The 23,522-nt window shown below is 70.0% G+C and carries 23 protein-coding genes, 2 tRNA genes and 1 pseudogene; 18 read left to right on the top strand and 8 right to left on the bottom strand.

The window, feature by feature from the left end; translation table 11 throughout:
* The first annotated feature begins 19 nt into the window (after positions 1-19).
* Genes RBS60_RS18970 through RBS60_RS18950 form a run of 5 tightly spaced genes read left to right on the top strand, consistent with a single transcriptional unit; the run spans position 20 to position 5,674 of the window.
* Positions 20-472: a hypothetical protein gene (locus tag RBS60_RS18970; protein WP_307959104.1), complete on the top strand. Its 453-nt coding sequence runs from the start codon at positions 20-22 to the stop codon at positions 470-472.
* The gene (locus tag RBS60_RS18965) at positions 469-1,098 is read left to right on the top strand and encodes a gluconate 2-dehydrogenase subunit 3 family protein (RefSeq protein WP_307959103.1); all 630 of its coding nucleotides are present in this window, start codon (positions 469-471) and stop codon (positions 1,096-1,098) included. The genes RBS60_RS18970 and RBS60_RS18965 overlap by 4 nt, the downstream gene beginning before the upstream one ends.
* The gene (locus tag RBS60_RS18960; RefSeq protein WP_307959102.1) at positions 1,095-2,750 is read left to right on the top strand and encodes a GMC family oxidoreductase; all 1,656 of its coding nucleotides are present in this window, start codon (positions 1,095-1,097) and stop codon (positions 2,748-2,750) included. Before RBS60_RS18965 ends, RBS60_RS18960 begins: the two co-directional genes overlap by 4 nt.
* A 1-nt stretch (position 2,751) precedes the next feature.
* Complete coding sequence (locus RBS60_RS18955; RefSeq protein WP_307959101.1) at positions 2,752-4,542, top strand: thiamine pyrophosphate-requiring protein; 1,791 nt, start codon at positions 2,752-2,754, stop codon at positions 4,540-4,542.
* A gap of 7 nt (positions 4,543-4,549) precedes the next feature.
* On the top strand, positions 4,550-5,674 hold the full coding sequence (locus tag RBS60_RS18950; protein WP_307959100.1) for an enolase C-terminal domain-like protein: 1,125 nt from the start codon (positions 4,550-4,552) through the stop codon (positions 5,672-5,674).
* 45 nt (positions 5,675-5,719) lie between these two features.
* Here RBS60_RS18950 and RBS60_RS18945 read toward each other — a convergent pair whose 3' ends face one another.
* Both RBS60_RS18945 and RBS60_RS18940 read right to left on the bottom strand, forming a co-directional pair.
* On the bottom strand, positions 5,720-6,406 hold the full coding sequence (locus RBS60_RS18945; RefSeq protein WP_307959099.1) for an HAD hydrolase-like protein: 687 nt from the start codon (positions 6,404-6,406) through the stop codon (positions 5,720-5,722).
* 255 nt (positions 6,407-6,661) lie between these two features.
* A complete protein-coding gene (locus RBS60_RS18940; protein ID WP_307959098.1) occupies positions 6,662-7,171 on the bottom strand; it encodes a very short patch repair endonuclease in 510 nt (169 codons plus the stop codon).
* Positions 7,172-7,405: 234 nt separating this feature from the next.
* Here RBS60_RS18940 and RBS60_RS18935 point away from each other — a divergent pair, with 234 nt between their 5' ends.
* Positions 7,406-8,845: a sugar porter family MFS transporter gene (locus RBS60_RS18935; RefSeq protein ID WP_307959097.1), complete on the top strand. Its 1,440-nt coding sequence runs from the start codon at positions 7,406-7,408 to the stop codon at positions 8,843-8,845.
* A 65-nt stretch (positions 8,846-8,910) separates the two neighbouring features.
* Here RBS60_RS18935 and RBS60_RS18930 read toward each other — a convergent pair whose 3' ends face one another.
* Positions 8,911-9,255: a hypothetical protein gene (locus tag RBS60_RS18930; RefSeq protein WP_307959096.1), complete on the bottom strand. Its 345-nt coding sequence runs from the start codon at positions 9,253-9,255 to the stop codon at positions 8,911-8,913.
* 99 nt (positions 9,256-9,354) lie between these two features.
* Here RBS60_RS18930 and RBS60_RS18925 point away from each other — a divergent pair, with 99 nt between their 5' ends.
* The 7 genes and pseudogenes from RBS60_RS18925 to RBS60_RS18895 form a co-directional block, all read left to right on the top strand.
* On the top strand, positions 9,355-9,888 hold the full coding sequence (locus RBS60_RS18925; RefSeq protein WP_307959095.1) for a hypothetical protein: 534 nt from the start codon (positions 9,355-9,357) through the stop codon (positions 9,886-9,888).
* 4 nt (positions 9,889-9,892) lie between these two features.
* Positions 9,893-10,171 (top strand): MrpF/PhaF family protein, encoded by a 279-nt coding sequence (locus tag RBS60_RS18920; protein WP_307959094.1) that lies wholly within the window; start codon positions 9,893-9,895, stop codon positions 10,169-10,171.
* On the top strand, positions 10,168-10,470 hold the full coding sequence (locus tag RBS60_RS18915) for a monovalent cation/H(+) antiporter subunit G (RefSeq protein ID WP_307959093.1): 303 nt from the start codon (positions 10,168-10,170) through the stop codon (positions 10,468-10,470). The genes RBS60_RS18920 and RBS60_RS18915 overlap by 4 nt, the downstream gene beginning before the upstream one ends.
* A complete protein-coding gene (locus tag RBS60_RS18910) occupies positions 10,467-10,757 on the top strand; it encodes a DUF4040 domain-containing protein (protein WP_307959092.1) in 291 nt (96 codons plus the stop codon). Before RBS60_RS18915 ends, RBS60_RS18910 begins: the two co-directional genes overlap by 4 nt.
* On the top strand, positions 10,754-11,524 hold the full coding sequence (locus RBS60_RS18905) for an MnhB domain-containing protein (protein ID WP_307959091.1): 771 nt from the start codon (positions 10,754-10,756) through the stop codon (positions 11,522-11,524). Before RBS60_RS18910 ends, RBS60_RS18905 begins: the two co-directional genes overlap by 4 nt.
* Positions 11,521-11,868 (top strand): cation:proton antiporter subunit C, encoded by a 348-nt coding sequence (locus RBS60_RS18900; protein WP_307959090.1) that lies wholly within the window; start codon positions 11,521-11,523, stop codon positions 11,866-11,868. Before RBS60_RS18905 ends, RBS60_RS18900 begins: the two co-directional genes overlap by 4 nt.
* Positions 11,869-11,872: 4 nt before the next feature.
* Positions 11,873-13,132: pseudogene (locus RBS60_RS18895) on the top strand (complex I subunit 5 family protein); the annotation flags it as partial.
* Between the two features lie 692 nt (positions 13,133-13,824).
* Here the strand turns inward: RBS60_RS18895 and RBS60_RS18890 are convergent.
* The 4 genes from RBS60_RS18890 to RBS60_RS18875 all read right to left on the bottom strand — a co-directional run bounded on the left by RBS60_RS18890 (position 13,825) and on the right by RBS60_RS18875 (position 17,353).
* Positions 13,825-14,679 carry an aldo/keto reductase gene (locus RBS60_RS18890; protein WP_307959089.1) on the bottom strand — a complete coding sequence of 285 codons (855 nt, stop codon included), beginning with the start codon at positions 14,677-14,679 and terminating at the stop codon, positions 13,825-13,827.
* 103 nt (positions 14,680-14,782) lie between these two features.
* Positions 14,783-15,223, bottom strand: a complete 441-nt coding sequence (locus tag RBS60_RS18885; protein ID WP_307959088.1) for a hypothetical protein — start codon at positions 15,221-15,223, stop codon at positions 14,783-14,785.
* 14 nt (positions 15,224-15,237) lie between these two features.
* Positions 15,238-15,822 carry a bacterial proteasome activator family protein gene (locus tag RBS60_RS18880; protein WP_307959145.1) on the bottom strand — a complete coding sequence of 195 codons (585 nt, stop codon included), beginning with the start codon at positions 15,820-15,822 and terminating at the stop codon, positions 15,238-15,240.
* 547 nt (positions 15,823-16,369) lie between these two features.
* Entirely contained in the window at positions 16,370-17,353 is a 984-nt protein-coding gene (locus RBS60_RS18875) for an NAD(P)H-quinone oxidoreductase (protein WP_307959087.1), read from the bottom strand.
* A gap of 82 nt (positions 17,354-17,435) precedes the next feature.
* On the opposite strand from RBS60_RS18875, the gene RBS60_RS18870 reads away from it, so the two are divergent.
* The 3 genes from RBS60_RS18870 to RBS60_RS18860 all read left to right on the top strand — a co-directional run bounded on the left by RBS60_RS18870 (position 17,436) and on the right by RBS60_RS18860 (position 18,948).
* A tRNA-Ser gene (locus tag RBS60_RS18870) sits at positions 17,436-17,523 on the top strand.
* Positions 17,524-17,697: 174 nt separating this feature from the next.
* Positions 17,698-18,498: a VOC family protein gene (locus tag RBS60_RS18865; RefSeq protein ID WP_307959086.1), complete on the top strand. Its 801-nt coding sequence runs from the start codon at positions 17,698-17,700 to the stop codon at positions 18,496-18,498.
* A gap of 249 nt (positions 18,499-18,747) precedes the next feature.
* The gene (locus RBS60_RS18860; RefSeq protein WP_307959085.1) at positions 18,748-18,948 is read left to right on the top strand and encodes a hypothetical protein; all 201 of its coding nucleotides are present in this window, start codon (positions 18,748-18,750) and stop codon (positions 18,946-18,948) included.
* Between the two features lie 66 nt (positions 18,949-19,014).
* Here RBS60_RS18860 and RBS60_RS18855 read toward each other — a convergent pair whose 3' ends face one another.
* Positions 19,015-21,033: an FAD/NAD(P)-binding protein gene (locus RBS60_RS18855; protein ID WP_307959084.1), complete on the bottom strand. Its 2,019-nt coding sequence runs from the start codon at positions 21,031-21,033 to the stop codon at positions 19,015-19,017.
* A 38-nt stretch (positions 21,034-21,071) separates the two neighbouring features.
* Between RBS60_RS18855 and RBS60_RS18850 the strand changes: the two genes are divergently transcribed.
* Positions 21,072-23,222 carry a prolyl oligopeptidase family serine peptidase gene (locus RBS60_RS18850; protein ID WP_307959083.1) on the top strand — a complete coding sequence of 717 codons (2,151 nt, stop codon included), beginning with the start codon at positions 21,072-21,074 and terminating at the stop codon, positions 23,220-23,222.
* An 81-nt stretch (positions 23,223-23,303) separates the two neighbouring features.
* A tRNA-Ser gene (locus RBS60_RS18845) sits at positions 23,304-23,392 on the top strand.
* Positions 23,393-23,522: the final 130 nt, after the last annotated feature.

The following is a 23,522-nucleotide window of genomic DNA, read 5'->3' as shown; positions in this document are numbered from 1 at the left end:
GTTCGAAGGTCTCGCCGGCATGACCCTGCACAAGACATCCACCGTACACGGCATCCAGAGGCTCGTCCGCAACGTCGAGACGGGCCGGTTCGAACGCACCCTCTCCGGCCTCACCGCCGCTGGAGCCCTTGTCACGGCCGCGGAGATCTACCTCGAACACGACCGTGCAAGCTTCGGGAACCCGTGGATGTGGGCGCCTGTCGTGCTGGGCCCGATCGGCGCGGCGGCGGGGGTCGCCGGCGTGGCGAGCGCCCGGATGGCCCACACTGCCCTCCCCCTCGCGAGCGCGGCCATCATTGCCAACGGGCTCCAGGGCACCTACCTCCACCTCCGAGGGATCGCCCAGCGCCCCGGAGGGTTCAAGGAGTTCCGCTACAACGCGGAGGTAGGGCCACCCCTGCTCGCCCCACTGCTGGTGACGCTCGTGGGCGGGATGGGGCTGCTCGCGTCCGTGCTGAGGCGGGAGCCATGAGTCTGCCGGCTCCCGCGCCCGACGGCGCACGCAGGTTCCCGGGGCAGAGCTCGCTCGAGCAGCAGGACCACTGGGACGAGGCGACGACTGCCCTCGTCCTCTCCCGCGTCGACCGGCCGCCCGAGGTCGCCTTCTTCACAGCCCCGGAGGAGTGCATCGCCGCAGCACTCCTCGACAGGCTCCTTGGGCAGGAGGGCGAACCGCGAGTGCCCCTTGTGAACCTCGTTGACGCCCGGCTCGCCTTGGGCGAGACCGACGGGTGGCACTATGCAGATCTCCCGGAGGACGGCGAGGTGTGGCGCCGCTCGGTCCGCCACCTCGACGAGGACGCCCGCGAGCGCTATGGCATCGGGTTCGCCGATGCCACGTCCGTCCAGCAGGACGCGATCCTCGCTGCAGTGAAGGACGAGCAGGACTCGTGGCACGGGCTCCCCGCAGGCCATCTCTGGAACCTGTGGCTGCGCTACGGATGCACGGCCTTCTACTCGTCGCCGCACGCGTGGGACGAGATAGGCTTCCCCGGCCCGGCCTACCCGCGCGGATACGGGAATCTGGGCCTCGACCGCCGCGAGCGCTTCGAAGTACGGGACGCACGTCCCGGCGAGGCTGCGGGCGGAACAGCGTGAGCTCGCTGCGTGCGGTGCGAGGCCGCAACGAATCCGCATGGCTCCTGCCCCTGGCGGCTCCGGACGTCGCGCAGAGCATGAAGCACCATTCGGACGACGACGAGGTGGACCTCGTGATCGTCGGCTGCGGCGCTGGCGGGTCAACTCTCGCCCAGCGCCTCGCCCGGGCAGGATGGAGCGTCGTCGTGCTCGAAGCCGGACCGTTCTGGGAGCCGGACCGGGACTGGGTGAGCGACGAGGCAGGATCCCACAAGCTCTACTGGACCGAGCCCCGCGTGATCGACGGCGACGATCCGATCCCGCTCGGCTCGAACAACTCGGGACGCGGCGTAGGCGGCTCGATGGTCCACTTCGCGGGCTACACGCCGCGCTTCCACCCCAGCGACTTCCGCACCGAGACCCTCGACGGAGTTGGCGCCGACTGGCCTCTCGCCTACGAGGACCTCCGGCCGCATTACGAGGACATTGAGGAAGAACTGCCCGTAGCGGGCCAGGACTGGCCTTGGGGCGACCCCCACCGCTACCCCCACAGCCCGCACCCCGTGGGCGGCAACGGCGAGGTGTTCCTCCGCGGGGCCCGTGCCTGCGGGATCGAGGCGCGCGTGGGCCCGGTCGCGATCTCGAACGGCCGGTTCGGGCATCGCCGGCACTGCATCTACCGTGGCTTCTGCCTCCAGGGGTGCAAGGTCGATGCGAAGGCCTCGCCGCTCATCACCCACGTTCCGGACGCCTTGGCGCACGGAGCCGAGGTCCGCGCTGACTCCATGGTGACCCGAGTCGCCGTCGATCCCCGCACCGCTCTGGCGACGGGGGTGCATTACGTGCGCGACGGCGTCGAACGCTTCCAGCGCGCACGCAATGTCGCGGTCGCCGCCTACTCGATCGAGACGCCGCGGCTCCTGCTCAACTCGGCCTCGCAGCGGTTCCCGGACGGGCTGTGCAACGACCACGACCTCGTGGGCCGCTACCTCATGGTGCAGGGCGCGCCGCAGACCGGCGGGCGCTTCTCCCAAGAGGTGCGCATGTACAAGGCGCCGCCGCCCGAGGCGAGCACCGAGGAGTTCTACGAGACCGATCCGTCCAAGCCCTACAGGCGCGGCTACTCGATCCAGACGGTCTCGCCCCTGCCCATCGCGTGGGCCGAGCACGTTGCGGCGCAGGGACACTGGGGCGCCGAGCTGCGCCGCCGGATGACCGACTACGTGCACTGGGCGTGCCTCGGCGCGCTGTGCGAGTTCCTGCCCCTGCCTGAGAACCGAGTCACGCTCGATTCCGAGACGGACCACCGAGGGATGCCGGTGGCCCACGTGACCTACAGCCGCTGCGGCAATGACCACCGGCTCATGGCGGCGGCCCGGCAGACCATGGAACAGATCATGACTGCCGCAGGGGCGAGCGAGGTCATGACGATCGAGCGCTACGCCCACCTCGTGGGTGGTGCGCGGATGGCCGCAGATCCGCAGCACGGTGTGGTCGACGCCGACTCCCGGACGTTCGCAGTACCGAACCTCCTCATCACCGACGGCAGCATCCTCCCCACCCAGGGCAGCGCCAACCCGGCGCTGACCATCATGGCCCTCGCCGCAAGAACGGCTGCCCGGCTCGCTGCCGGAGCCCGCGGGGGCCTACGCCGACCAGCAAAGGAGAGCTGACATGGCTTCGCAGAACGTCGCAGAATTCCTCCTCGAACGACTCAAGGCCTGGGACGTCACCACGGTCTTCGGCTACCCCGGGGACGGCATCAATGGCATCGTCACGGCGCTCGGCTCCGGGACCGGGCCGCTGTTCGTCCAGTCCCGGCACGAGGAGATGAGCGCCTTCGAGGCTGTCGGGTATGCCAAGTTCACAGGCCGCGTAGGCGTATGCCTCGCGACCTCCGGTCCGGGGGCGATCCACCTGCTCAACGGCCTCTACGACGCGAAGCTCGACCATGTCCCCGTCGTGGCGATCGTCGGCCAGGCGGCACGGACCTCGATCGGCGGCTCGTTCCAGCAGGAAGTCGACCTCACTTCGCTGTTCAAGGACGTCGCCTCGGACTATGTCCAGATGGTCACCGTCCCCGAACAGCTGCCGAATGTCCTCGACCGCGCCATCAGGGTTGCGAGCGCGCGACGCGCGCCGACCGCCGTCATCATCCCCGCGGACGTCCAGGAGCTCGAGTACTCGGCACCGGGCCACGAGATGAAGATGGTCCCCTCAAGCCTCGGCATCTCGTGGCCGGATGTGCGCCCGGACATGGACGGAGTCCGCAGGGCCGCCGAGATCCTCAACAAGGGCCAGAAGGTCGCGATGCTCATCGGCCAGGGTGCGCGCGGCGCAGCGGAGGAGGTCAAGCAGGTGGCCGAGCTCCTCGGCGCCGGCGTTGCAAAGGCGCTCCTCGGCAAGGACTCGCTGCCGGACACCCTGCCGTTCGTGACCGGTTCGATCGGGCTTCTCGGCACGCGGCCGAGCTACGAGATGATGCGGGACTGCGACACACTGCTGACCATCGGCTCGAGCTTCCCCTACGCGAACTTCATGCCCCAGGCCGGGCAGGCCCGCGCCGTCCAGATCGACATTGACCCCACCATGATCGGCCTGCGCTACCCGTACGAGGTGAACCTTGTGGCCGACGCCGGCGAGGCGCTTCGTGCTCTCATCCCGCTCCTGGTCCGGAAGGAAGACCGCGGCTGGCGCGAGGACATCGAGGGCAAGGTCACGACGTGGTGGGACAGCATGGCGAGCGAGGCGATGGTCGAGGCGGACCCCGTCAACCCCCTGCGGGTCTTCTCGGAATGCTCCGACCGGCTGCCCGCGAGCGCGATCGTCACCTCCGACTCCGGCAGCGCCGCCAACTGGTACGCACGCCAGCTCCGCTTCTCCGCTGGCGTCCGCGGGAGTCTCTCCGGCAATCTCGCGACCATGGGGCCAGCCGTCCCGTACGCCATCGGGGCCAAGTTCGCCTACCCGGACCGGCCGGTCATCGCGTTCGAGGGTGACGGCGCGATGCAGATGAACGGGCTCGCCGAGCTCATCACCGTCTCCCGGTACTGGGAGCAGTGGGCGGACCCGCGGCTCGTCGTCGTGGTCCTCCACAACAACGACCTCAACCAGGTCACATGGGAGCTGCGCGCGTTCAGCGGCTCGCCGACGATCCCCATGACGCAGGAACTTCCCGACGTCGACTACGCGGGCTTCGCGGCGAGTCTGGGCCTCGGGGCGATAGCCGTAGACAGCCCGGATGCACTCGGCTCGGCCTGGGACCAGGCCCTCACCGCCACGCGGCCCACGGTCCTGGACGTGCGCACGGACCCCGACGTCCCGCCGATCCCGCCCCACGCGACGCTCGAGCAAGCGCTCAACACGGCCAAGAGTGCAGCGCGCGGTGACGAGCACGCGTGGGCCTTCATCAAGGAGGGCCTCAAGATCAAGGCGCAGGAGCTGCTGCCCGGGCACCGGAAGTGACGCGCCGGTGACCGCCCTCGTGCACGACGTCGGTTCGGGAGCCTCCGTTTCGGCCGTCACCGCCGCGGCGTACACCGTCCCGACCGACGCACCGGAGGCCGACGGGACGTTCGCGTGGGACTCGACGACGATCGTTATCGTCAACGCCTCGGCGGCTGGAGCGACGGGGGTCGGATACACCTACGGGCCCGCGGCGCTCGTAGGGCTCGTCTCCGCGCTGCTCGAGCCTGCGGTCCGCGGGAGGGACGTCTTCGCCGTGCCTGCGAGCGCCGAGGCCATGTCCCGGGTCCTGCGCAACGCCGGCCAGCCCGGCGCGGGCGCGTACGCGGCGTCGGCCGTCGACTGCGCGCTCTGGGACCTCGCCGCACGCCTCGCCGGGCTGCCGCTGCACACCTTCCTGGGCGCAGCGCGCGCCGAGGTTCCCGTCTACGGCAGCGGTGGTTTCACGAGCTACACGGATCGGCAGATGACCGAGCAGCTCGCCGGGTGGGTGGCCCAGGACATTCCGCGCGTGAAGATCAAGATCGGGCAGGACCGCGGCTCACGGGAGGCGCGCGACGTCGAACGCATGATCCTCGCGCGAGAAGCCATCGGCGCCGGACCCGAGCTCTTCGTGGACGCGAACGGGGCCTACACGCCCAAGCAGGCCGTACGGGTCGCCGAGGCCGCCCGCGAGACGCGGTTTGCCTGGTTCGAAGAGCCGGTCTCGAGCGAGGACCCCGCCGGGCTGCGGTTTGTCCGCGAACGTGTCGCGGCCGACGTCGCTGCCGGTGAATATCTCACGAGGCTCGCCGACGCCGAAAGGATGTGCGCCGCTGGTGCCGTCGATTGCCTCCAGGCCGACGTGACTCGCTGCGGGGGCATCACGGTCTGGCTGCGCGTCGCCGCCGTGGCCGCCGCCCACGGGGTCGGATTCTCGGGCCACTGCGCCCCCGCGATCTCAGCCGCTCCGGCGGCGGCCGCGCCGTCCCTTCGGCACCTCGAATGGTTTCACGACCATGTGAGGCTCGAGTCCATGCTGTTCGACGGGACGCCCGACCCGCGCGGCGGAACGATCACGCCGTGCCCGGATGCTCCGGGGAATGGGCTCACGCTCCGAACCACCGATGCGGAATCCTTCAGGGTGGCCTAACGGGCCTCTTCGGCGCGCGCTCGCTTCGGATCAGATCGTGGCGTATCAGATCTCGGCGCGGGCCGCGGATCCGGCAGCTGTGTCGGGATTGGTCGCGTCGGGCAGGCTCGGGGCGCGCAGCCCCGGGCCTGAGGAGGTCCCCGGACCGGAGAAGGTCTGGCGCAGCCCGGGGCTAGAGGTGGTCGAGGCCCGCAGCACCGGTGCGTGGGTCGCCGTCCGGCCCAGCACGAGGACCACGACGGACCAGAGGTCCCCGGCAACGGCTGGCGCCTCGATGATCTCCGCACGGCTGGTCCCTGATGCGGGGACGAGAATGCCACGCGCGCCGGCTCGGCGGGCGGCTTCCATGGACGCCCCATCGTGGCCGACGACGACGGCGCCGCCGGGCGTGGTGCCGAGCCTCCGGCAGGCTTCCAGCACGAGCCCCGGCTCGGGCATGCGGCAAGGACAACGGTCCCCCGGTCCGTGAGTGCATCCGACCCAGACACCGAACGGTCCGAGCAGCCGGTCGGCATACCGATTGAGGCTGCGGGTCCGGACGGCGTCCGCAGGCCCCGACGGCCCGGACGAGGCCGAGAAGATACCGATCCGGATCCCCGCCGCGCGGAGCCGGTCGAGCGCCTCCCGCGCAGCGGGGGCGGAGCGCGCAGGCCGCACTAGTGCACCGGCTTCTTGGCCTCCCTCCGTGAGCGTGCCGCGTGCCGCGAGCTTGCCGCGTTCGAGGATCTCCAAGAGCGTGCCGTCGCGTTCAAGGAGAACAGCGACCGGCCTCCGTTTCCGGGGCGGGTGATGAGGATCGCGAAGGGGATAGGGCCAGGCATCCATGTGGCAACACCGACCCTCACAACTCACCGATGGGAATGACGTTCCGCATACGCGCGGAGGAGAGAATCGCCAAGATGGCGAGGAGGAAGACTGATGCACCAATACCCATTTGCAGGCTCCGTTATGTCGGAAGGCGACGCAGCCACTGCACTGCGGACTATGTCAATCCACTTCCCGCCGTACGGTATTCCAAACCTCAGTGGGTGTGTGTGATGGCGCTGGCGGCGGACTGACTCGCTGGGTGGCCAGCCGCACCTCGGCGGCGATCCGTTCCGCTACCTCGTATGGGTCCTCGTGGCTCCAGAAGCGCAGGACCCGCCAGCCGGCGTGAGTGAGCGCGGCCGTCGTCTCCGCATCGCGTTCGCGGTTCCGGGCAATCTTGGGCCGCCAGTAGTCCACGTTGCTCGCGGGCTCGATGTAATGGTCCGGGCAACCGTGCCAGTAACAGCCGTCAATGAACACGGCGACGTGGGCCCGCGTGAACACGAGATCAGCCGTTCGCCGCAGGGTGGGCTCGGGCCGGTAGGCGACCCGGTACCGCAGGCCCATCGCGTGGACGGCGCGCCGCACCCTGAGCTCAGGCGCGGTGTCACGCGACCGGTTGCCGAGCATCGTCTTGCGGATCGCCGGGCTCGAGGCCCAAGAGCGGCCGACGCCGGGCCCCTGGCTCATCCTGCCAGCCTACGCCGTGCCCGCAGGGTGTGGGGGCTGGGGGAAGGAGGGGCCGGCCGAATCGACGCAGCAGGCTCAGAGTGTTTCAAGAACGGCTGGACCGGGCAGCCAGTACAGAATTAGGCCGCCGCGGCGCCAGCGCGCCGACAGCGTAAGGATCACAGAAAGCCCAGGACAATGAATGCTCACGCACACCACGGGCCTATCAGCCGCTCACGTCCGACGGGCGGGAGCATGGGAGCCAAATCAGTGCATCGTCGGATCTACGGAGCCACAGCAGCGGCTGCGGTAGGTGGACTGCTCTTCGGATTCGACACCTCGGTCATCAACGGGGCGGTGAACTCGATCCAATCCGCGTTCCACCTCGACTCGGCGTTCCTCGGACTCGCGGTCGCCATCACCCTCATCGGGTGCGCGATCGGAGCGTGGTTCGCCGGCCAGCTCGCCGACGTCTGGGGGCGTCGGCCCGTGATGCTGCTCGGCGCCGGACTGTTCATCGTCAGCTCAATCGGATCCGGACTCGCGTTCGCTGTGTGGGACCTGATGCTGTGGCGCATCATCGGAGGCCTCGCGATCGGCATCGCCTCAGTGATCGCCCCCGCCTACATCGGCGAGATCGCACCGGCGCGGCTCCGCGGCGGACTGAGCTCCCTCCAGCAGCTCGCCATTACTGTCGGCATCTTCATCGCGCTCCTCTCGGACGCGGGACTCGCCCGCGGCGCCGGCGGTCCGGGCAGCGACTTCTGGTGGGGCCTTCCCGCATGGCGATGGATGCTGCTGGTCGGCGTTGTCCCAGCGGTGGTCTACGGGCTCCTGACCCTCAGGATCCCCGAGTCACCCCAATTCCTGATCAGGGCGGGCAAGGGCGACGAGGCCCGCGAGGTGATCGGGCTCGTGGCGGGTTCGGACAACGTCTCCAAGCGATACCAGGAGATCGAGGACAGCATCGAGAACGAGCGGCACTCCAGCCACCACGACCTTCGCGGCACGGCGCTCGGCCTCGCTCCCATCGTGTGGATCGGAATCGGCATGGCGGCGTTCCAACAGCTCGTGGGCATCAACGCCATCTTCTACTACTCCACCACGCTGTGGCAGTCGGTCGGATTCACCCAGCAGGACTCGTTCACCACCTCGGTCATCACCGCCACAATCAACGTCGTCCTCACCTTCGTCTCGATCCTCTTCGTTGACCGCGTGGGGCGGAAGAAGCTCTTGCTCGCGGGCTCGATCGGAATGTTCGTGGGACTCGTCGCCGCGGCGCTGGCGTTCGCCCATGCCATGGGTTCGGGCAAGGACGTCTCGCTCCCGGCACCGTGGGGCCTCGTCGCCCTCGTGGGGGCGAACCTATTCGTCATCTCCTTTGCGGCCACTTGGGGACCGGTCATGTGGGTGGTCCTCGGCGAGGTCTTCCCCAACAAGATGCGCGGCCTGGCGCTCGGCGTGGCCACCGCCTTCAACTGGATCTTCAACTTCGTCGTGACCCTCCTGTTCCCGGTGCTCAGCCAGTCGCTGGGCCTCGGCGTCGTCTACGGCGGCTTCGCGTTCTTCGCGGCGCTCTCGTTCTGGTTCGTCAAGGCGCTGCTCCCCGAGGCCAAGGGCCTCGAACTCGAGGATGAGACCAAGCTCGGCCGTCGGCAGACAGGCCGCAGCAACGAGGCGCGGGGAACCGCGTGACGCCTCACCTGCGGCGCGGGCTGACTGGGCGGGCCCGCGGATATGAGAGGGCCAGTGCGGGCCCGTCACTCGTCCGCCAGGCCGGAACCCTCCTCGTCGGACTCGGACGAGAACGACTCCCGCGGGGAGGAGTCATCGGAGTTGGCCTCGTCGATCTCGGCGTCCGTGGACGGAGCGTCAGCCGGGGCCTTCCCGTCGGGCTGGGCTGGCGCGTCCCCGGCGGACCATTCGGCGCCGTCGGGCTGCCCGTCGGCGTCGGGCTGATCGGCATCCTCGTGGTCGGCATCGTCCTGCTCACGGTCTCGGACCTGCCCCCGCTGATCGGCCGGCGACATCTCCTCCTCGGCAGTAGGACTCCCGTAGCCCTCCTCGTGGGGAAGACGGTTCTGTGACTGGTCGTCGGTATCCATGGTCCGACGCTAGCCCTACGGGCGCGCTGAGTACATTGAGCGACGCGCCATGATGCTGGGCGCGCGCTTCCCTTGCTCCGGGCACAGGATGGGCATAGCGTGACCACCATCATGGGCCCGGGCACGCGCAGGTTCTTCGGGGTTCCCGGGGCGCGGGGCGCCGCGGGGGCCCTCGTCGAACTCACGCTGTGGACGATTGCGGGGACGCTGTTCTGGCTTGCGACGGCGTCCACGATCTCGGTTGTCGAAGTCCTCATTGCCGCTCTGGCGGCCCTCCTGGGAGGGATTCTGGCCCGTGCCGCGCGCCGCGCCATGCCGTTCCGCGCACGCCCCCGCCGCGTGTGGCTGAGATGGGCCGCGACGGTTCCCGTCGCCGCGATGGCGGACATGGTGCGTCTCGCCGGCTGGCTCGGCGGGTCCCAGCCCGAGGACCTGCGCACAGCGTCCATGCCCCGGGGGCAGGGGCCCCGGGAGACCGGCTGGCGCGCAGGCGGAATCGTCTCGCTCTCTGCTACCCCAGGCTCGGTCGTGGTGGGCTCAGACCCCTCGGTCGGGACCGTCACAGTTCATACGCTCGTCAGCGGATGGCCGGGACTCGATGAGAGCGTGCTCCGACCAGGGGACGAGGCGTAGGCGCGTGGAGGTGCTCTGGACCTCGGTCAGCGCCGCACTCCTCATCGTGGGGGTGGTCCCCGGCCTCGTCCTGACGTGCCGCGGGACCGCAGTCCAGCGGCTCGTGGGCCTAGCGCTCCTGAACGCCAGCGGAGCCATGGTGCTCGTAGGCCTCTCCGCCATCGCGGGCCAATCCTCGTACCTCATCGTTGCGCTCGTCCTCGCGGTGCTCGCCACGACGGGCACCCTCGTCTACACTCGGCTCCTCCGCCCCGAAAGTCCGGACCCGGAGGCCACTCCATGACGATGGTCCTCGAATCCGTGAGCGCGGGCGCGGCGGTGCTGATCGTGGCTTACGCGTCGTTCGGAGCCCTCTTCGCGCGGTCCACACTGGCACGACTGCACTTCCTCGCCCCCGTGACAACGCTCGCGGTTCCCCTCTTCTCGCTCGCCGCAGTGCTTGCCTTCGGTGTCTCGCTGGGCAGCGCGACCGTCGTGGCGATCGCCCTCGTCGTCGCGGCCAGCGGGCCTGCGCTCACGGCGGCCGTGGGACGCGCCGTCGCCGCCGAGTCCGGGGTCGACGTCGGAGGGTCGCCGGAATGAGCGAGGGAATCCTCACCGACGTGCTGATCGCCGTGAGCCTGACCCTTGTCCTCGCGGGGGCGGCCATCGTCGTGTTCGTCCGCAGGCCAGCGCGGCAGGCGGTCGCCCTCTCCGCCTACGGCGTCCTGCTCACCGTCCTGTTCCTTGTGCTCCAGGCTCCCGACGTCGCGCTCAGCCAAGTGGCGGTCGGATCCGCCGTCGTGCCCCTCATCGTGGTGCTCGCGATCAGGAAGGTCGAGAGCATCCGTGCCAACGCCGAGTCGCGGGATGCGGAGCGCGAGCATTGAGCCCCCGCGTCCGGCTGGTCCTGCTCGGAGTCGGGCTCACTGCGTTCGGGGCCATGCTGGCCCTCGGGATCCTCGGCCTGCCCGCGTTCGGCGCGAGCGTGCACCCGTACCGGGACCTTGCCGTGGCGGGCACCTTCGACCATGCCACAGCGAACGCGGTCGCGAGCATCAACTTCGACCAGCGCGGCTTCGACACCTTCGGCGAGGAGACCATCCTGTTCTGCGCCGTTGTAGGGGTCGCGGCACTGCTGCGGCCAGTGCACCGGGAGCGACGCCGCACGGTGAGCAGCGGCGGAATCATCCTCGAGTCGACGAGCCTCCTGGTGTACCTCCTGTTTCCGCTCACCCTCGTGCTCGGCGTGGACGTCGTGACGCACGGGGCGATCACTCCGGGTGGCGGATTCCAGGGCGGCATCATCCTCGCCACGGGCATTCACCTGCTCTATGTGGGCGGCCGCTACCGGCTCCTCCGCCAGCTACGTCCGGTCGACTGGTTCGAGCACGGGGAGGCGGCCGGCGTCGTGCTCTTCGGCGCGATCGGGCTCGCCGCCGCCGCGCTGCGTGGGCGCCTCTTCGCCAACGTCGTGCCCGCCGGAACCCTCGGCGACCTCGTCTCCGCAGGGACGGTGCCGCTGTTCAACCTGGCGGTGGGGATCGCGGTCGCGAGCAGCGTCGTCGTGCTCCTCGCGAGCTTCCTCGACCAGACGCTCGCCATCCGCGCCGCGCCGAACCCCCCGCAGGACAACGAGGCCGAGGACGCCGCATGACCTACTACGCGTACTTCGTGGCCGGTGCCGTGATGCTGCTCGGCATCGCGGGCCTGGCGACAAGCAGAAACCTCGTGCACGCCGTGGTCTGCCTTTCCGTGGCGCAGTCAGCAACGTACATCCTGCTCATCGCCGTCGGCTACCAGTCCGGCGCCGTCGCCCCGATCTTCGGTGCGCAGACCGGCAGGGACACCCCCGTGGTCGATCCCGTCGTCCAGGCCCTCGCCCTGACCGACATCGTCGTGTCCGCGGCGGTCACGTCAATGCTCCTCGCGCTGGTCGTCCAGATGGCGAAGCGGCGCAGGGTCGTCGACCCCGATCATCTCGGCCCCCTGGAGGGCTGAGAGTATGCCAAGCAATGCGCCGACGGCCTCCCTCCTTGCCGTGCTGGTGGTGGGGCTCGTCCTCGTGGCGGCGCTGCTCATGTCGGTCGGCCGGTTCCTGCCGCGCCGCTTCGCCGACCTCGCCGCGATGGGTGCGGCGCTTGCGGCCGGGGGCGGCGAGATCGTCATGCTCCCGTCCGCCCTGAAGGACCGGCTCGTCTACTGGATGGCGGGCTGGGAGCCGAGCGGCGGCCGCACCGCCGGCATTGCCCTCGTCGGCGACGGCCTGAGCGTGGGAATCGCGCTGCTCGCCGCCGTGCTCATGCTCGCCGCCCTGACGTTCTCGTGGCGCTACTTCGCGTCGGATAGCACGCATTTCCACGGGCTCATGATCCTGTTCCTCGCGGGCATGACGGGCTTCGTCTTCGCGGGCGACGTGTTCACGATGTTCGTGTTCTTCGAGCTCATGGGCGTCGCGGCCTACGCGCTCACGGGCCTCAAGAGCGAGGACCCGACAGCCCTGCACGGCGCGATCAACTTCGGCATCGTCAACTCCCTCGCGGCCTACATCTCCCTCACGGGCGTGGCACTCATGTACGCCCACACGGGCAGCCTCAACCTCGCCGCGCTGTCTGTCGAGCTCTCCGGCGACCGCTCCCCGCTCGTCGCCGTCGCGTTCGTGCTCGTGTGCACCGGATTCCTGGTCAAGGGGGCCGTGTCTCCATTCCACTTCTGGCTCGACGACGCCCACGCGGTCGCTCCCTCCCCCGTCTGCGTCCTCTTCTCGGGAGTCATGGTCGAGCTGGGACTGTATGGGACTGCCCGCCTCTACTGGGCGGTGTTCAGCGACACTGGCGTCGCCTCCGCTGCGCAGGTCCTGTTCGGCGCCCTCGGCGTGCTGACCGCGGCCGTGGGGACCGTGATGTGCTTCCTTCAACGCCACATCAAGCGGCTGCTCGCGTATTCGACGATCGCGCACATGGGCGTGTTCATGATCGCGCTGGGCTCGGCCTCCGGCTCCGCGCTCGCAGGCCTCGCGGTCTACGCGCTAGGCCACGCGATGGTCAAGGGGGCGCTGTTCCTGCTCAGCGGGATCATTCTCGATCGCTACGGAAGCGTCGACGAGTTCACGCTCCAAGGCCGGGGGCGTGACGCACCTTGGCTCGGAGCGGCGTACCTCGTGGCGGCCCTCGCACTCGCCGGGACGCCGCCGTTCGGCGTGGGCCTCGGCAAGGGCCTGACCGAGCATGCACTCACGGACGCGGGCACAGTCTGGGCCATGGTGCTCATGATTGCCGTCTCGGCGGTGACCGCAGGCGCCGTCCTGCGAGTCGGTGCGCGAATCTTCCTCGGCCTTGGGCCGCCGCCCGCCGGGCTCGAGGAAGCGGGCATGAGCGGGGACGAGGAGAAGATCGAGGTCAGTATCGGCCGCGGTCGCGTTCCGCTCTCGATGTCCGCACCCGTGGCAGCGCTGCTCGGCGCCGGCCTGGTGCTGGGGGCTGCCCCGGGTTTGAGTGCCAACGCGGAGCCCGCGGCGGTCCAGTTCATGGACCGCTCGGGATACGTGGGTGCCGTGCTCGGCGGGGCGGTCCTTCCCGTTGGTCCGGCGGGGACCGCCGGGGGCTGGGACGCCCCCTCGATCGTGTGGGGGTTCGTCACCGCGACCCTCGCACTCGGCCTCGCAGCCGTGGCCGTGTACCGGCATCGGGTCCCCGCCGGCGCTCGCCGGGTCCTCGCCGTCGCGGTTCCGGCCCTCCGCGCCCTCAGGCGCACCCACTCGGGCAGGGCCGGCGACTACGTCGTCTGGATGGTGCTCGGGGTGGCGGCCTGCGGTGCCGTCGTGCGTGCGCGTCCGCGAACAGCGTCGAGCGCGCGGTCAGCTGACGAGTCCAAGGTGCGCGGTCGGCGAGCACCTCTGGAGCCCGCTGCGTGGGCAGGTCTACCGTGTCGACCTGCCCACGTAATGGCAGGGGTGCGTCAGGCGAAGTCGCTCACCGCGGGATTGGCACCGATGCGGCCGGCCGGTCCCTTGTCGAGTCCGTCGATCGCGGCAATCTCCTCGGGGCTGAGCGTCAGGGCGAGCGCGGTCCAGTTCTGGGCCATGCGCTCCGGCGTGACGGATTTCGGGATCACGACGTTGCCCACGGCGAGGTGCCAGCCGAGCACCACGTTGGGAATGCTCACGCCGTGGTTCTCGGCGATGTCCGCGAGAACGGGGTCCGCGAGAAGGTCCTTGCCCTGGCCCAGCGGGGACCAGGACTCGTGCAGGATGCCCTTGGACTTCTCGTAGGCGCGCAGCTCCGCCTGCGGGAAGTACGGGTGGGTCTCGACCTGGTTGATCACGGGGACGACGCCGGTCTCGCGCTCGATCTCCTCAAGCGCCTCGACGGTGAAGTTCGAGACGCCGATGGAACGGGCGCGGCCGGACTCCTGGAGCTTGATGAGCTCCTTCCAGGTCTCGACGTAGAGGCCGCGCTTCGGCTGGAGCCAGTGGATGAGGTACAGGTCTACGTAGTCGATGCCGAGCTTGTCGAGGGACGTCTCGAACGCGGGGAGGACGTTGCCGCTGCCCTGGTCGGCGTTCCAGAGCTTGGTGGTGATGAAGAGGTCCTCGCGGGCGAGGCCCGAGGCGGCGATGGCTCGGCCGACGCCGGACTCGTTGCCGTAGATCGCGGCGGTGTCGATGTGGCGGTAGCCCACGCGGAACGCCTCGCCCACAACCTTCTCGGCGACATCGTCCTCGACCTGCCACACGCCGTAGCCGAGCTGCGGGATGGTGCGGCCATCAAGGAAGGTGAGCGCGGGGGATGTCAGGGTCTGTGCGGGAGTCATGCCCACCATCCTTCCACCACGGCGGAGCGTGGGAAGGGCTTTCGGAGCATTTGATGCAGTTCTTCGCGCAGCGCGAACTCGGGAATAGGCGGCTGCGCCCGCCTCAGGCGCGGAGGAACTCCTCGGCCTCGCGCACGTGCTCGAGGACCGTGGCGGCACGGCGTTGGACGGACAGGGCACCCATGGGCACCGGCCCAACGGCGAGGCGCAGCATTGCGGCGGCCTCGGCTGTCGTGGCGAGCGCGTTGCCCCCGCGGGACAGGGCTCGATGGACGCCGGCGTAGCGGCCGGGAATGTCCAGGGCATCGCTCGGCGCGCGGCGCTGCGCCTCGACGCACACTGCCCGGACGCGTGGGAGGAGTTCCGCGAGGCCATCGCCGATCACGAGCATCTCGCTGTAGAGCACGTCGTCGTCAATCCCCTCGAGGACCTGGTGGTACCGGTCGAGGCCCCGGCGGAAGCGGTCGTGCGCGCGGCGCCACACGCCCTTGCCGAGTTCGGCGTCATCGCGCCGGTTCGCGAGCGCGGTCTTGAGGAATCCCATCGAGGTGGTGGCGATCAGAGGTACTGTCCCGGGCCATGGTCGGGATCGCGCCGCTCGCCCTCCGGCACAGGGCCCTGGCCCTGCTCGGCCGCGCGCTGCGGTTCCCCGTTCGGGCCGATGACCACGCCGGGGGCGATCATGGTGCCCGGCGGAAGCTGGCGCAGCTGGACCTGCGCGGCCGCAAGCTGGTGCGCCGCCTGCTGCGCGGCGATGGCAGTCTGGATGCCGTGGAACAGGCCCTCGAGCCAGCCGACAAGCTGCGCCTGGGCCACACGGAGTTCCGATTCGGAGGGCACCACGTCGTCGGAGAACGGCAGCGAGATGCGGTGGAGCTCGTCCACGAGCTCCGGGGCGAGTCCGTCCTCGAGCTCCGCGATGGAGCGCTCGTGGATCTCGGCGAGCCGGGTGCGCGCGGCCTCGTCGAGCGGCGCGCCCTTCACCTCCTCGAGGAGCTGGCGGATCATCGTGCCGATGCGCATCACCTTGGCCGGCTGGTCGACGAGTTCCTGCAGGTTCGCGCGCCGCGAGCGCTCGGCGGACGACGGCGCGGGGCCGCCTGCCGGTGTCGGGCCGCGGTTCGCGCCGCCATTGAGGGGCATCCCCTCGACGGGTTCCTCGGCGCTGTTCTCCGCGGCCTTGTCCGCGCTGTCCTCGGCGGTGTTCTCCGGCGTCGCAGCCTTGTGATCGCTCCCGGGTGCAGTCATGGGGCCATACTCTCACGAGCCCGCCCGGGGTCACCGCGGGAGCAGGTCCGCCGGGGCCACTGCAGGAGCGGGTCGGCCGGTCCGCCCGGGGCCACCGCGCGCGCAGCCCCCGAGGGCCACCGCCGACGCGGGTCCGCCGGGGCCACCGCGCGAGCAGGTCCCCGAGGGTCACCGCCGACGCGGGTCCGTCGGGGCCACCGCGAGTTAGCGCCTGCACGGATCCGCCGGGGCCACCGCGGGGGCAGGTCCGCGGAAGTCAGCCGGCTGAGCCGAGTCTGGGAGTGCCGCTGTAGCGGACAAGCGCGCTTCGGGCGCACTTGTCGGCTACGACGGGACTGGGAATGCCGCAACATCCCCAATCGAGTGGTCTTGGACTGTCGCGAGCGTGTGCAGCGTGACATCAGCGAGGCGACCACGCGGCGTCGAACGCGAACGGCGGGCCCTAGATGGTCAGGAGGATCTTGCCCACGTGCTCGCCCGAGTCGAAGTACGCGTGGGCCGCACCGACCTCGGCAAGGGGGAAGGCCTTGTCGACGAGCGGCCTGATTCGGCCGTCCGCCACGAGCGGCCACACGTGCTCCTTGACCGCGGACATGATGGCGCCCTTCTCCTCGATCGGGCGGGGACGCAGTGACGTCGCGATGACAGCAGCCCGCTTGTTCATGAGGAGACCGAGGTTGAGCTCGGCCTTCGCGCCGCCCTGGAGCCCGATCACCACAAGCCGGCCGTACGTGGCGAGGGCCTCGATGTTGCGCTCGAGGTACTTCGCGCCCACCACATCGAGAATGACGTCCGCGCCCCGGCCGCCGGTTGCGTCGCGGACCGCTTGGACGAAGTCCTGCTCCTTGTAGTTGATCGCAACGTCGACGCCGAGGAACGCCCGGGCCGTGGAGACCTTCTCGTCCGTGCCCGCTGTCGCCGCGACGCGCGCACCGAAGGCCTTGGCCATCTGGACCGCCATAGTGCCGATCCCACCCGTGGCCCCGTGGAGGAGCAGCATCTCGCCGGGCTGGAGCTGGGCCGTCATGAACAGGTTCGAGTACACGGTCGCCGCGGTCTCGGGTAACGCCGCGGCGGTCACGAGGTCCACGCCGTCCGGGATGCGCACCACCTGCTCCGCGGGGACGACGACCTGCTCGGCATAACCGCCGCCGGCCAGAAGCGCCACCACCTTGTCACCGACCGCGAACGGCCGCGCCACGTCAGGCCCAAAGCCTGCGATGCGCCCCGACACCTCGAGGCCCGGAATCTCAGACGCTCCGGGCGGAGGGGGGTAGAAGCCGCGCCGCTGCTGCACGTCGGCGCGGTTGATGCCCGCCGCGACAACATCGATGAGCACCTCGCCGGGCCCTGGAACGGGCGCCTCGACGTCACGGACCTGAAGAACTTCCGGCCCTCCGGGCTCGGTAATGAAGACGGCCTTCATGTCGGTGCTCCTCTCCCCTGCGGGGCGTCTGTCCTAGCTGGATTTCATGAGGTCACTGGCCTATGGAACACTACTAGCACAAGGAAGGTTGTCCGAGCGGCCTATGGAGCTGGTCTTGAAAACCAGTGTGCGGTTACCCCGTACCAAGGGTTCAAATCCCTTACCTTCCGCGCGATGCATCTGCGGCGACGCGGCACCCCCGGACCCGTTGAGGGCCGGGGGTGCTCTGTCTTCAGGGCCCGGGAATTCGCCATCAAGGCTGCATCCTTGAAAAGTGTCGTAGCCTCCGCATAGCGTCTTGAGCGTTGGAAGCACCACCATGAAGCCCAACTCAAGGAGCAGCAATGCCCAAGCCCGAGCTCATCGCCGGCGCCCCCTGCTGGACCGACCTCATGACCAGCGACGTCGAGAAGGCCAAGGACTTCTACACCGCCCTCTTCGGCTGGACCTACGAGACCGCGGACCAGGAGACCTACGGCGGATACGTCACCGCGTTCAAGGACGGCGCCCAGGTAGCCGGCCTCATGGCGAAGATGGACGATCAGGCCACTCCCGACCAGCCCACCATCCCGGATGCCTGGACGGTCTACCTCAAGTCGGACGATATCCGGGAGACGGCCGAGAAGATCCAATCCGCGGGCGGCCAGACATTCGTGGAGCCCATGGAAGTCCCCGAGCAGGGCCACATGGCCATGTACGCAGACGCGGGAGGCGCAGCGTTCGGCGTGTGGCAGAGCACGGGCCACGCGGGGTTCGAGAACCTCGCCGAGCCTGGCACGCCCGCGTGGTTCGAGATCCACACACGCGACTTCGCGCCGACCCTGAAGTTCTACCAGGAAGCCCTCGGCTGGAAGACCTTCACGACGAGCGACACCCCGGAGTTCCGCTACGCGACCCTCGGCGAAGGCGAGAACCAGCGCGCTGGGATCTTCGACGCCACCGGGGATCTCCCTGACGGCGCGCCCGCCCACTGGACGGTGTACTGGGACGTGGCGAGCACCGACGAGACCGTCGCCACGGCCACAGCGCTCGGGGCGACGGTGCTCATCCCGGCGGTCGACACGCCGTACGGGCGCATGGCCGTCCTCGTCGATCCAATGGGCGCGCCGTTCCGGGTCATCCAGCACGGCAGCGCGGACGCGTAGAGGCCGGCGCTCCTCATTCCGCACGACGACGGCGGGCGGCTCCCCGTGGATGCCGCCCGCCGCTCGCTACTGGCGCGCAACCATGGGCCTTGCGCGCCAGCCGACTTTGGCCTCACAATCATGTGCTAACAACTGCTCAAGGCCAGGCGCTACCGCGCCGCCTTGCCCGTATCACTCAACCACCGCGCTTCCGAGGGGGAAGAAGCGCAGCGACGTCTGGAAGACCTCTTCCAGACAAGAGAGTTCGCCATGACCAACCACATCACTGTTTCCGTCCCGCACGCTGGCGTGCGCGACTCCCTCCTCAGCGCCGCAGAGGAGACGGTCCGTCCTGTTGCCCAGGCCAACGGGCACGGGATCCTCGTGACCCGCCACAGCCACACGCACTACAGCGTCGCGGCCTCCCCCGCCGTGCCTGCGGGCGAGACCCACGAGGCCTGCCTCATCTAGCGCGGCGCCCGGCTGGCTCGACCAGCGTGTGGCGCGAGCCCGCAGGGGCCGCCGGTCCGCGTCTGGTCAGCCCTCTGGCCAGCCCGCGTCCTGCATCAGCCCTGCACGTCCAAGGATGTCCCGCGCGATCGCGTCGGCGTCCCGGAGGGTACGCTGCCCGCTCGGGTAGGGGGCGCCGTCGTTCGCCTCGCCGGGAGCAGCGAACGGGTGCGCCTCTGCGGCGATCGCCGTGCCCCACTGCACCGCTGAGAGCTGCAAGCCGAGGACGTAGAGCCCCTCGACGGGCAGTCCGTTGACGTCCAGCGCACGGTACGGCGGCACCGTGACATCGAGCCCGCTTGCGGGCTGGGGAACGCCGTCGGCTCCAGCCAGGAACCGTGGCCGCACGAGCCCATCCGCAAGCAGACCCGCCACAAGCGACGAGTCGGCCCGCGCAATGACGTTCGCTGGCGCGAGCGCCTCGACGAGCCAACGCGCCCGCACGTCCGGGCCGCCGACCCACGGCGAGGACGCGGTGAACGCGGGCCCGGATCGATCGACCGAGAACCTCGGCTCCGGCCCCACGGTGCTCACGACGCCGGCCCGCACCAAGGCGGCCAACTGTCGGATCCGAAGTGCGGGCGGCCCGCTCGCGAGCCCCTCGACGAGGCCCTCGAACCATCCGCGCATCCCCGAGACCCACGAGGCTTCGGTGATGCCGCCGTCCGCGACGGCCTCCTTAAGGACGGCGCGGCCTCGGTGCAGGGCCGCGATCGCCATCTTGACCGGATCGTCCTCGCCGCGCGCGGATCCGGCGGCGTCCTCGTCCAGGTGCGCGAGGACGCGGGCGTCGAGGTCGGCCCGGTCGTGCGCGTGCCAGCCCGCGAGCGGGGAGCCGAGCGCTCGGAGGTCGACCCGCCGTGCCGAGACCACGCCGTCGTGCGCCGCGCGCGAGGCCCGTTGCTCCCACCCGGGGCCCTCCACGGCGAGCGCCGCGGACAGCTCGTCGAGGAACCCATCGGCGACGGCACCGGGCTCGACCCGCGCGAGCGTCGAATAGTACGCCCACAGGGTGTCGCGGTGAAGGAGAGGCCAGAGGTCCTGATCGAACGAAGGCTGGATGCCGGCCGCGCGCGGGGCCAGTGCGGCTGCCCGCGTGAACCAGCGCAGCCGCACGGACGGCGCGTAGTAGGCGTCGAGCTCGGCCTTGCCACGGTAGGGCACGCCACGGCGGGAGGCCGCGACGATGCGCGGCTCCCGGCCCGACGGCGTGTACTCGAGGCGCCCATCCGGACCCTCCGCGAAGCGCCCGCCGCGGCCCTCGGTCAGGGCGGCCATCACGTCGAAGAAGTTCAGGCCCATCCCGCGGACGAGGACCGTCTCGCCGGCAGGCAGCTGGTCCCAGTCGACGTCGGCGGGCGCAGCGGGTGGGAAATAGTGCAGGCCCAGCCGCCCTGCCGCCGCCGCGAGCGCCTGCTGCTCGCGACCGAGGCCCGCCGGGACGTGCCCGAGGGCCAGTACGACGGCGTCCGCCTCCTGGGCGCGCCCGTTCACGCACGTCACGGCGAACCCGTGCGGGGTGCGGCCCACGCGGGCCACCTCGGCCGCGACGTGGCGCACGGTGACGCCGGTCGGGGCCGCGGCGAGGAGCGCGGCCCAGGTATCCGTGAGGTACCGCCCGTAGAGCGGGCGCGGCGGGAAGTCTCGGGCTTCGAGGCCCTTGAGCTCGGCCTGCTCGTCGGAGCTCAGGGTGCAGGCCCCGGCATCAATGGCCTCGCGCTGCGCGGCGCGCCACTCGTCGAAGCTTCCGCCCGCAAGCGGCGGCGCGAGGCCCGGCTCACTGGGGATGAGCGTCGGGTAGAACGACTGCGTGTTCATGAGGAAGAGCCGCGGCTGCTCCGTGCGCCACACCTTCCCCGGGCCCGGGCTGTACGGGTCGTACACGGTGACCTCGAGCCGCTGGCCGCCAGCGACGCGAGGTGCGCCCGCGGCGTCGTGCGCGACCGGCTGCTGCTGGGCGTGGACCGCAAGGAGTCGCTCCACCGTGGAGGTACCGCGCGGGCCGCCGCCCACCACAGCCACCCGCAGCACACCTCCCCGAACCATAGGGTTGAGCATAGTCGGGGGCATGCAAGGATAGCGCCATGAGTGCCCAGTCGCCAGACCCCGCCGCAGACACGACCACCCTCGCCCACGCTCCAGGCGAGCCCGTCGACGAGAACCTGTGGCTCGAGGACATCCATGGCGAGGACCAGCTCGCGTGGGTCCGAGAGCAGAATGCCCGCACCGAGGACCTCCTCGAGACCGGCGACTATCCGGAGCTCGAGGCCCGCATCCTCGAGGTCATGGACTCAACGGACCGCATCCCCATGGTCTCCAAGCGCGGCGACTGGTACTACAACTTCTGGCGTGACGCCACGCACCCCAAGGGCCTGTGGCGCCGCACCCGGTGGGACTCCTACGTGACGGACGCCCCTGAGTGGGAGACAGTGCTCGACGTCGATGCGCTCGCCGCCGCCGAGGGCACCGAGTGGGTGTGGGGCGGGGCAGGCTTCCTGCGCCCGGCCGACGGCATCTCCTGGCGTCGCTGCATGGTGCGCCTCTCCCCCGACGGCGGCGACGCGGCAGCGGTGCGCGAGTACGACGTCGAGGACCGCACCTTCATCTCCACGGCCGAAGGCGGCTTCTCGCTCCCGGCGGCGAAGGGAGGCGTGGACTGGCTCGACGCGGACACGCTCCTGGTCTCCTCGACGCTCGGGGAGGACGCCGTGACGACGTCGTCCTACCCGCGGATCGTGCGGAAGCTGCCGCGCGGCGTCGACCTCGCCGACGCCGAAGTGATGTTCGAGGTCCCCGCCGAGCACATGATGGCCAGCGCCGGCTTCGATGACACCCCCGGATTCGAGCGGATCATCGCGAGTGACCGCATGAGCTTCTTCGATGTGCAGCACGCCGTCTGGCGGGACGAGAAATGGGCGCAGATCCCCGTTCCCACCGATGTGGACGTGGATCTGCACCGCGAGTGGATCCTGTTCCGCCCCCAGCGGGACTGGACGCTCGGCAACGGCGAAACCTACGCCGCGGGGTCGCTGCTCGTGGCCGACTTCGAGGCCTTCATGGGCGGCTCCCGCGAGCTGACCGTGCTGTTCGCACCGGATGCACACACGTCCCTGCAGTCGTGGTCGTGGACGAAGAGCCACCTCATGCTCAACCTCCTGCGCGACGTGTCTTCCGAGATCCGCGTGCTCACCGCGCCCCAGCGGGGGTCGAAGGAAACCGACACGCACGACGGCGCGTGGTCGTCTCGCGTGCTCGACGCGTGCCCGCCGCTGCACCTCGTCGAGAGCTATGCGGTCGACGACGAGGACCCCGAGGGCGGGGACGACTACTGGCTTGTCGCGACCGGGTTCCTCACCCCGACCACGCTACTGCGCGGCACCCTCGGCGGGGACCACACGGACGTGAAGCGGGCGCCGTCGTTCTTCGATGAGTCGAGATTCGAGGTCGAACAGCACTTCGCGACCTCGACGGACGGCACCCAGGTGCCCTACTTCCAGATCTCGCCGCGCGGCCTTGAGCTCGACGGCACCGCGCCGACCCAGCTCTCCGGCTACGGCGGGTTCGAGATCGCGCGCACTCCCGCGTACTCGGGAACCGTGGGTCGGTCATGGCTCGAGAAGGGCGGCGTGTACGTCGTCGCGAATATCCGTGGCGGCGGCGAGTACGGGCCCGCGTGGCACCAGGCGGCGCTCAAGGCCAACCGCCACCGCGCCTACGAGGATTTCGCCGCCGTGGCCCGTGACCTGATCCGCCGCGATGTCACCTCGCCGGAACACCTCGGCTGCTCGGGCGGGTCCAACGGCGGGCTCCTCGTCGGCAACATGCTCGTGCACTATCCCGAGCTGTTCGGGGCGATCTCCTGCGGGGTGCCGCTGCTGGACATGCGCCGCTACACGAAGCTCTCCGCCGGGTACTCGTGGATCGCCGAATACGGCGACCCCGACAAGCCAGAAGAGTGGGAGTTCATCAGGACGTTCTCGCCGTACCACCGCCTGCGCGACGGCGTGGACTACCCGGACACGTTCATCTGGACGGCGACGTCAGACGATCGGGTCGGCCCCGTGCAGGCACGCAAGATGGCCGCGCGCATGGAGGCCATGGGCATCCCGAACGTGTGGTTCCACGAAGCCCTGGAAGGCGGCCACGCCGGTGCGTCAGACAACCGGCAGGCCGCGGCGCTCCAGGCCCGCAGCCAGAGCTTCCTCTGGCGCGCAGTGACGGGAACGCTGCGGTAGCCCCCTCCGGACGAGAGATCGGGGAGCCGTTTTTGCGTCTCCCTACCCTTCTGGGTACGCTTGTCAGGCTGGCGACAGCTTGGAGACGTGCCAGAGCGGCCGAATGGACTTCACTGCTAATGAAGGGTCCGGGGAAACTTGGACCGGGGGTTCAAATCCCCCCGTCTCCGCGTTGTGATGTAGCGGGACATCCTTTACGGATGTGGCGGGACATCGTTGACACCCCCGGTCTTCGGACCGGGGGTGTTCTGTTTTTTGGGCTGGTAGCCGCGGGTGGGATTGATGGTGAATTCGGCGAGG

Origin of the sequence: Sinomonas sp. ASV486 (genome assembly GCF_030908215.1) — a bacterium.
Taxonomy (GTDB): Bacteria; Actinomycetota; Actinomycetes; order Actinomycetales; family Micrococcaceae; genus Sinomonas; species Sinomonas puerhi.
This window is presented reverse-complemented; position numbering and strand designations above follow the sequence as displayed.

Excerpts from the sequence above, each read along its gene's own strand:
- RBS60_RS18970 (WP_307959104.1), top strand. The coding sequence starts at position 20 with ATGACCCTGCACAAGACATCCACCGTACACGGCATCCAGAGGCTCGTC.
- RBS60_RS18965 (WP_307959103.1), top strand. The coding sequence starts at position 469 with ATGAGTCTGCCGGCTCCCGCGCCCGACGGCGCACGCAGGTTCCCGGGG.
- RBS60_RS18955 (WP_307959101.1), top strand. The coding sequence starts at position 2,752 with ATGGCTTCGCAGAACGTCGCAGAATTCCTCCTCGAACGACTCAAGGCC.
- RBS60_RS18940 (WP_307959098.1), bottom strand. The coding sequence starts at position 7,171 with ATGAGCCAGGGGCCCGGCGTCGGCCGCTCTTGGGCCTCGAGCCCGGCG.
- RBS60_RS18935 (WP_307959097.1), top strand. The coding sequence starts at position 7,406 with ATGGGAGCCAAATCAGTGCATCGTCGGATCTACGGAGCCACAGCAGCG.
- RBS60_RS18930 (WP_307959096.1), bottom strand. The coding sequence starts at position 9,255 with ATGGATACCGACGACCAGTCACAGAACCGTCTTCCCCACGAGGAGGGC.
- RBS60_RS18915 (WP_307959093.1), top strand. The coding sequence starts at position 10,168 with ATGACGATGGTCCTCGAATCCGTGAGCGCGGGCGCGGCGGTGCTGATC.
- RBS60_RS18910 (WP_307959092.1), top strand. The coding sequence starts at position 10,467 with ATGAGCGAGGGAATCCTCACCGACGTGCTGATCGCCGTGAGCCTGACC.
- RBS60_RS18900 (WP_307959090.1), top strand. The coding sequence starts at position 11,521 with ATGACCTACTACGCGTACTTCGTGGCCGGTGCCGTGATGCTGCTCGGC.
- RBS60_RS18890 (WP_307959089.1), bottom strand. The coding sequence starts at position 14,679 with ATGACTCCCGCACAGACCCTGACATCCCCCGCGCTCACCTTCCTTGAT.
- RBS60_RS18885 (WP_307959088.1), bottom strand. The coding sequence starts at position 15,223 with ATGGGATTCCTCAAGACCGCGCTCGCGAACCGGCGCGATGACGCCGAA.
- RBS60_RS18880 (WP_307959145.1), bottom strand. The coding sequence starts at position 15,822 with ATGCCCCTCAATGGCGGCGCGAACCGCGGCCCGACACCGGCAGGCGGC.
- RBS60_RS18875 (WP_307959087.1), bottom strand. The coding sequence starts at position 17,353 with ATGAAGGCCGTCTTCATTACCGAGCCCGGAGGGCCGGAAGTTCTTCAG.
- RBS60_RS18865 (WP_307959086.1), top strand. The coding sequence starts at position 17,698 with ATGCCCAAGCCCGAGCTCATCGCCGGCGCCCCCTGCTGGACCGACCTC.
- RBS60_RS18860 (WP_307959085.1), top strand. The coding sequence starts at position 18,748 with ATGACCAACCACATCACTGTTTCCGTCCCGCACGCTGGCGTGCGCGAC.
- RBS60_RS18855 (WP_307959084.1), bottom strand. The coding sequence starts at position 21,033 with ATGGTTCGGGGAGGTGTGCTGCGGGTGGCTGTGGTGGGCGGCGGCCCG.
- RBS60_RS18850 (WP_307959083.1), top strand. The coding sequence starts at position 21,072 with ATGAGTGCCCAGTCGCCAGACCCCGCCGCAGACACGACCACCCTCGCC.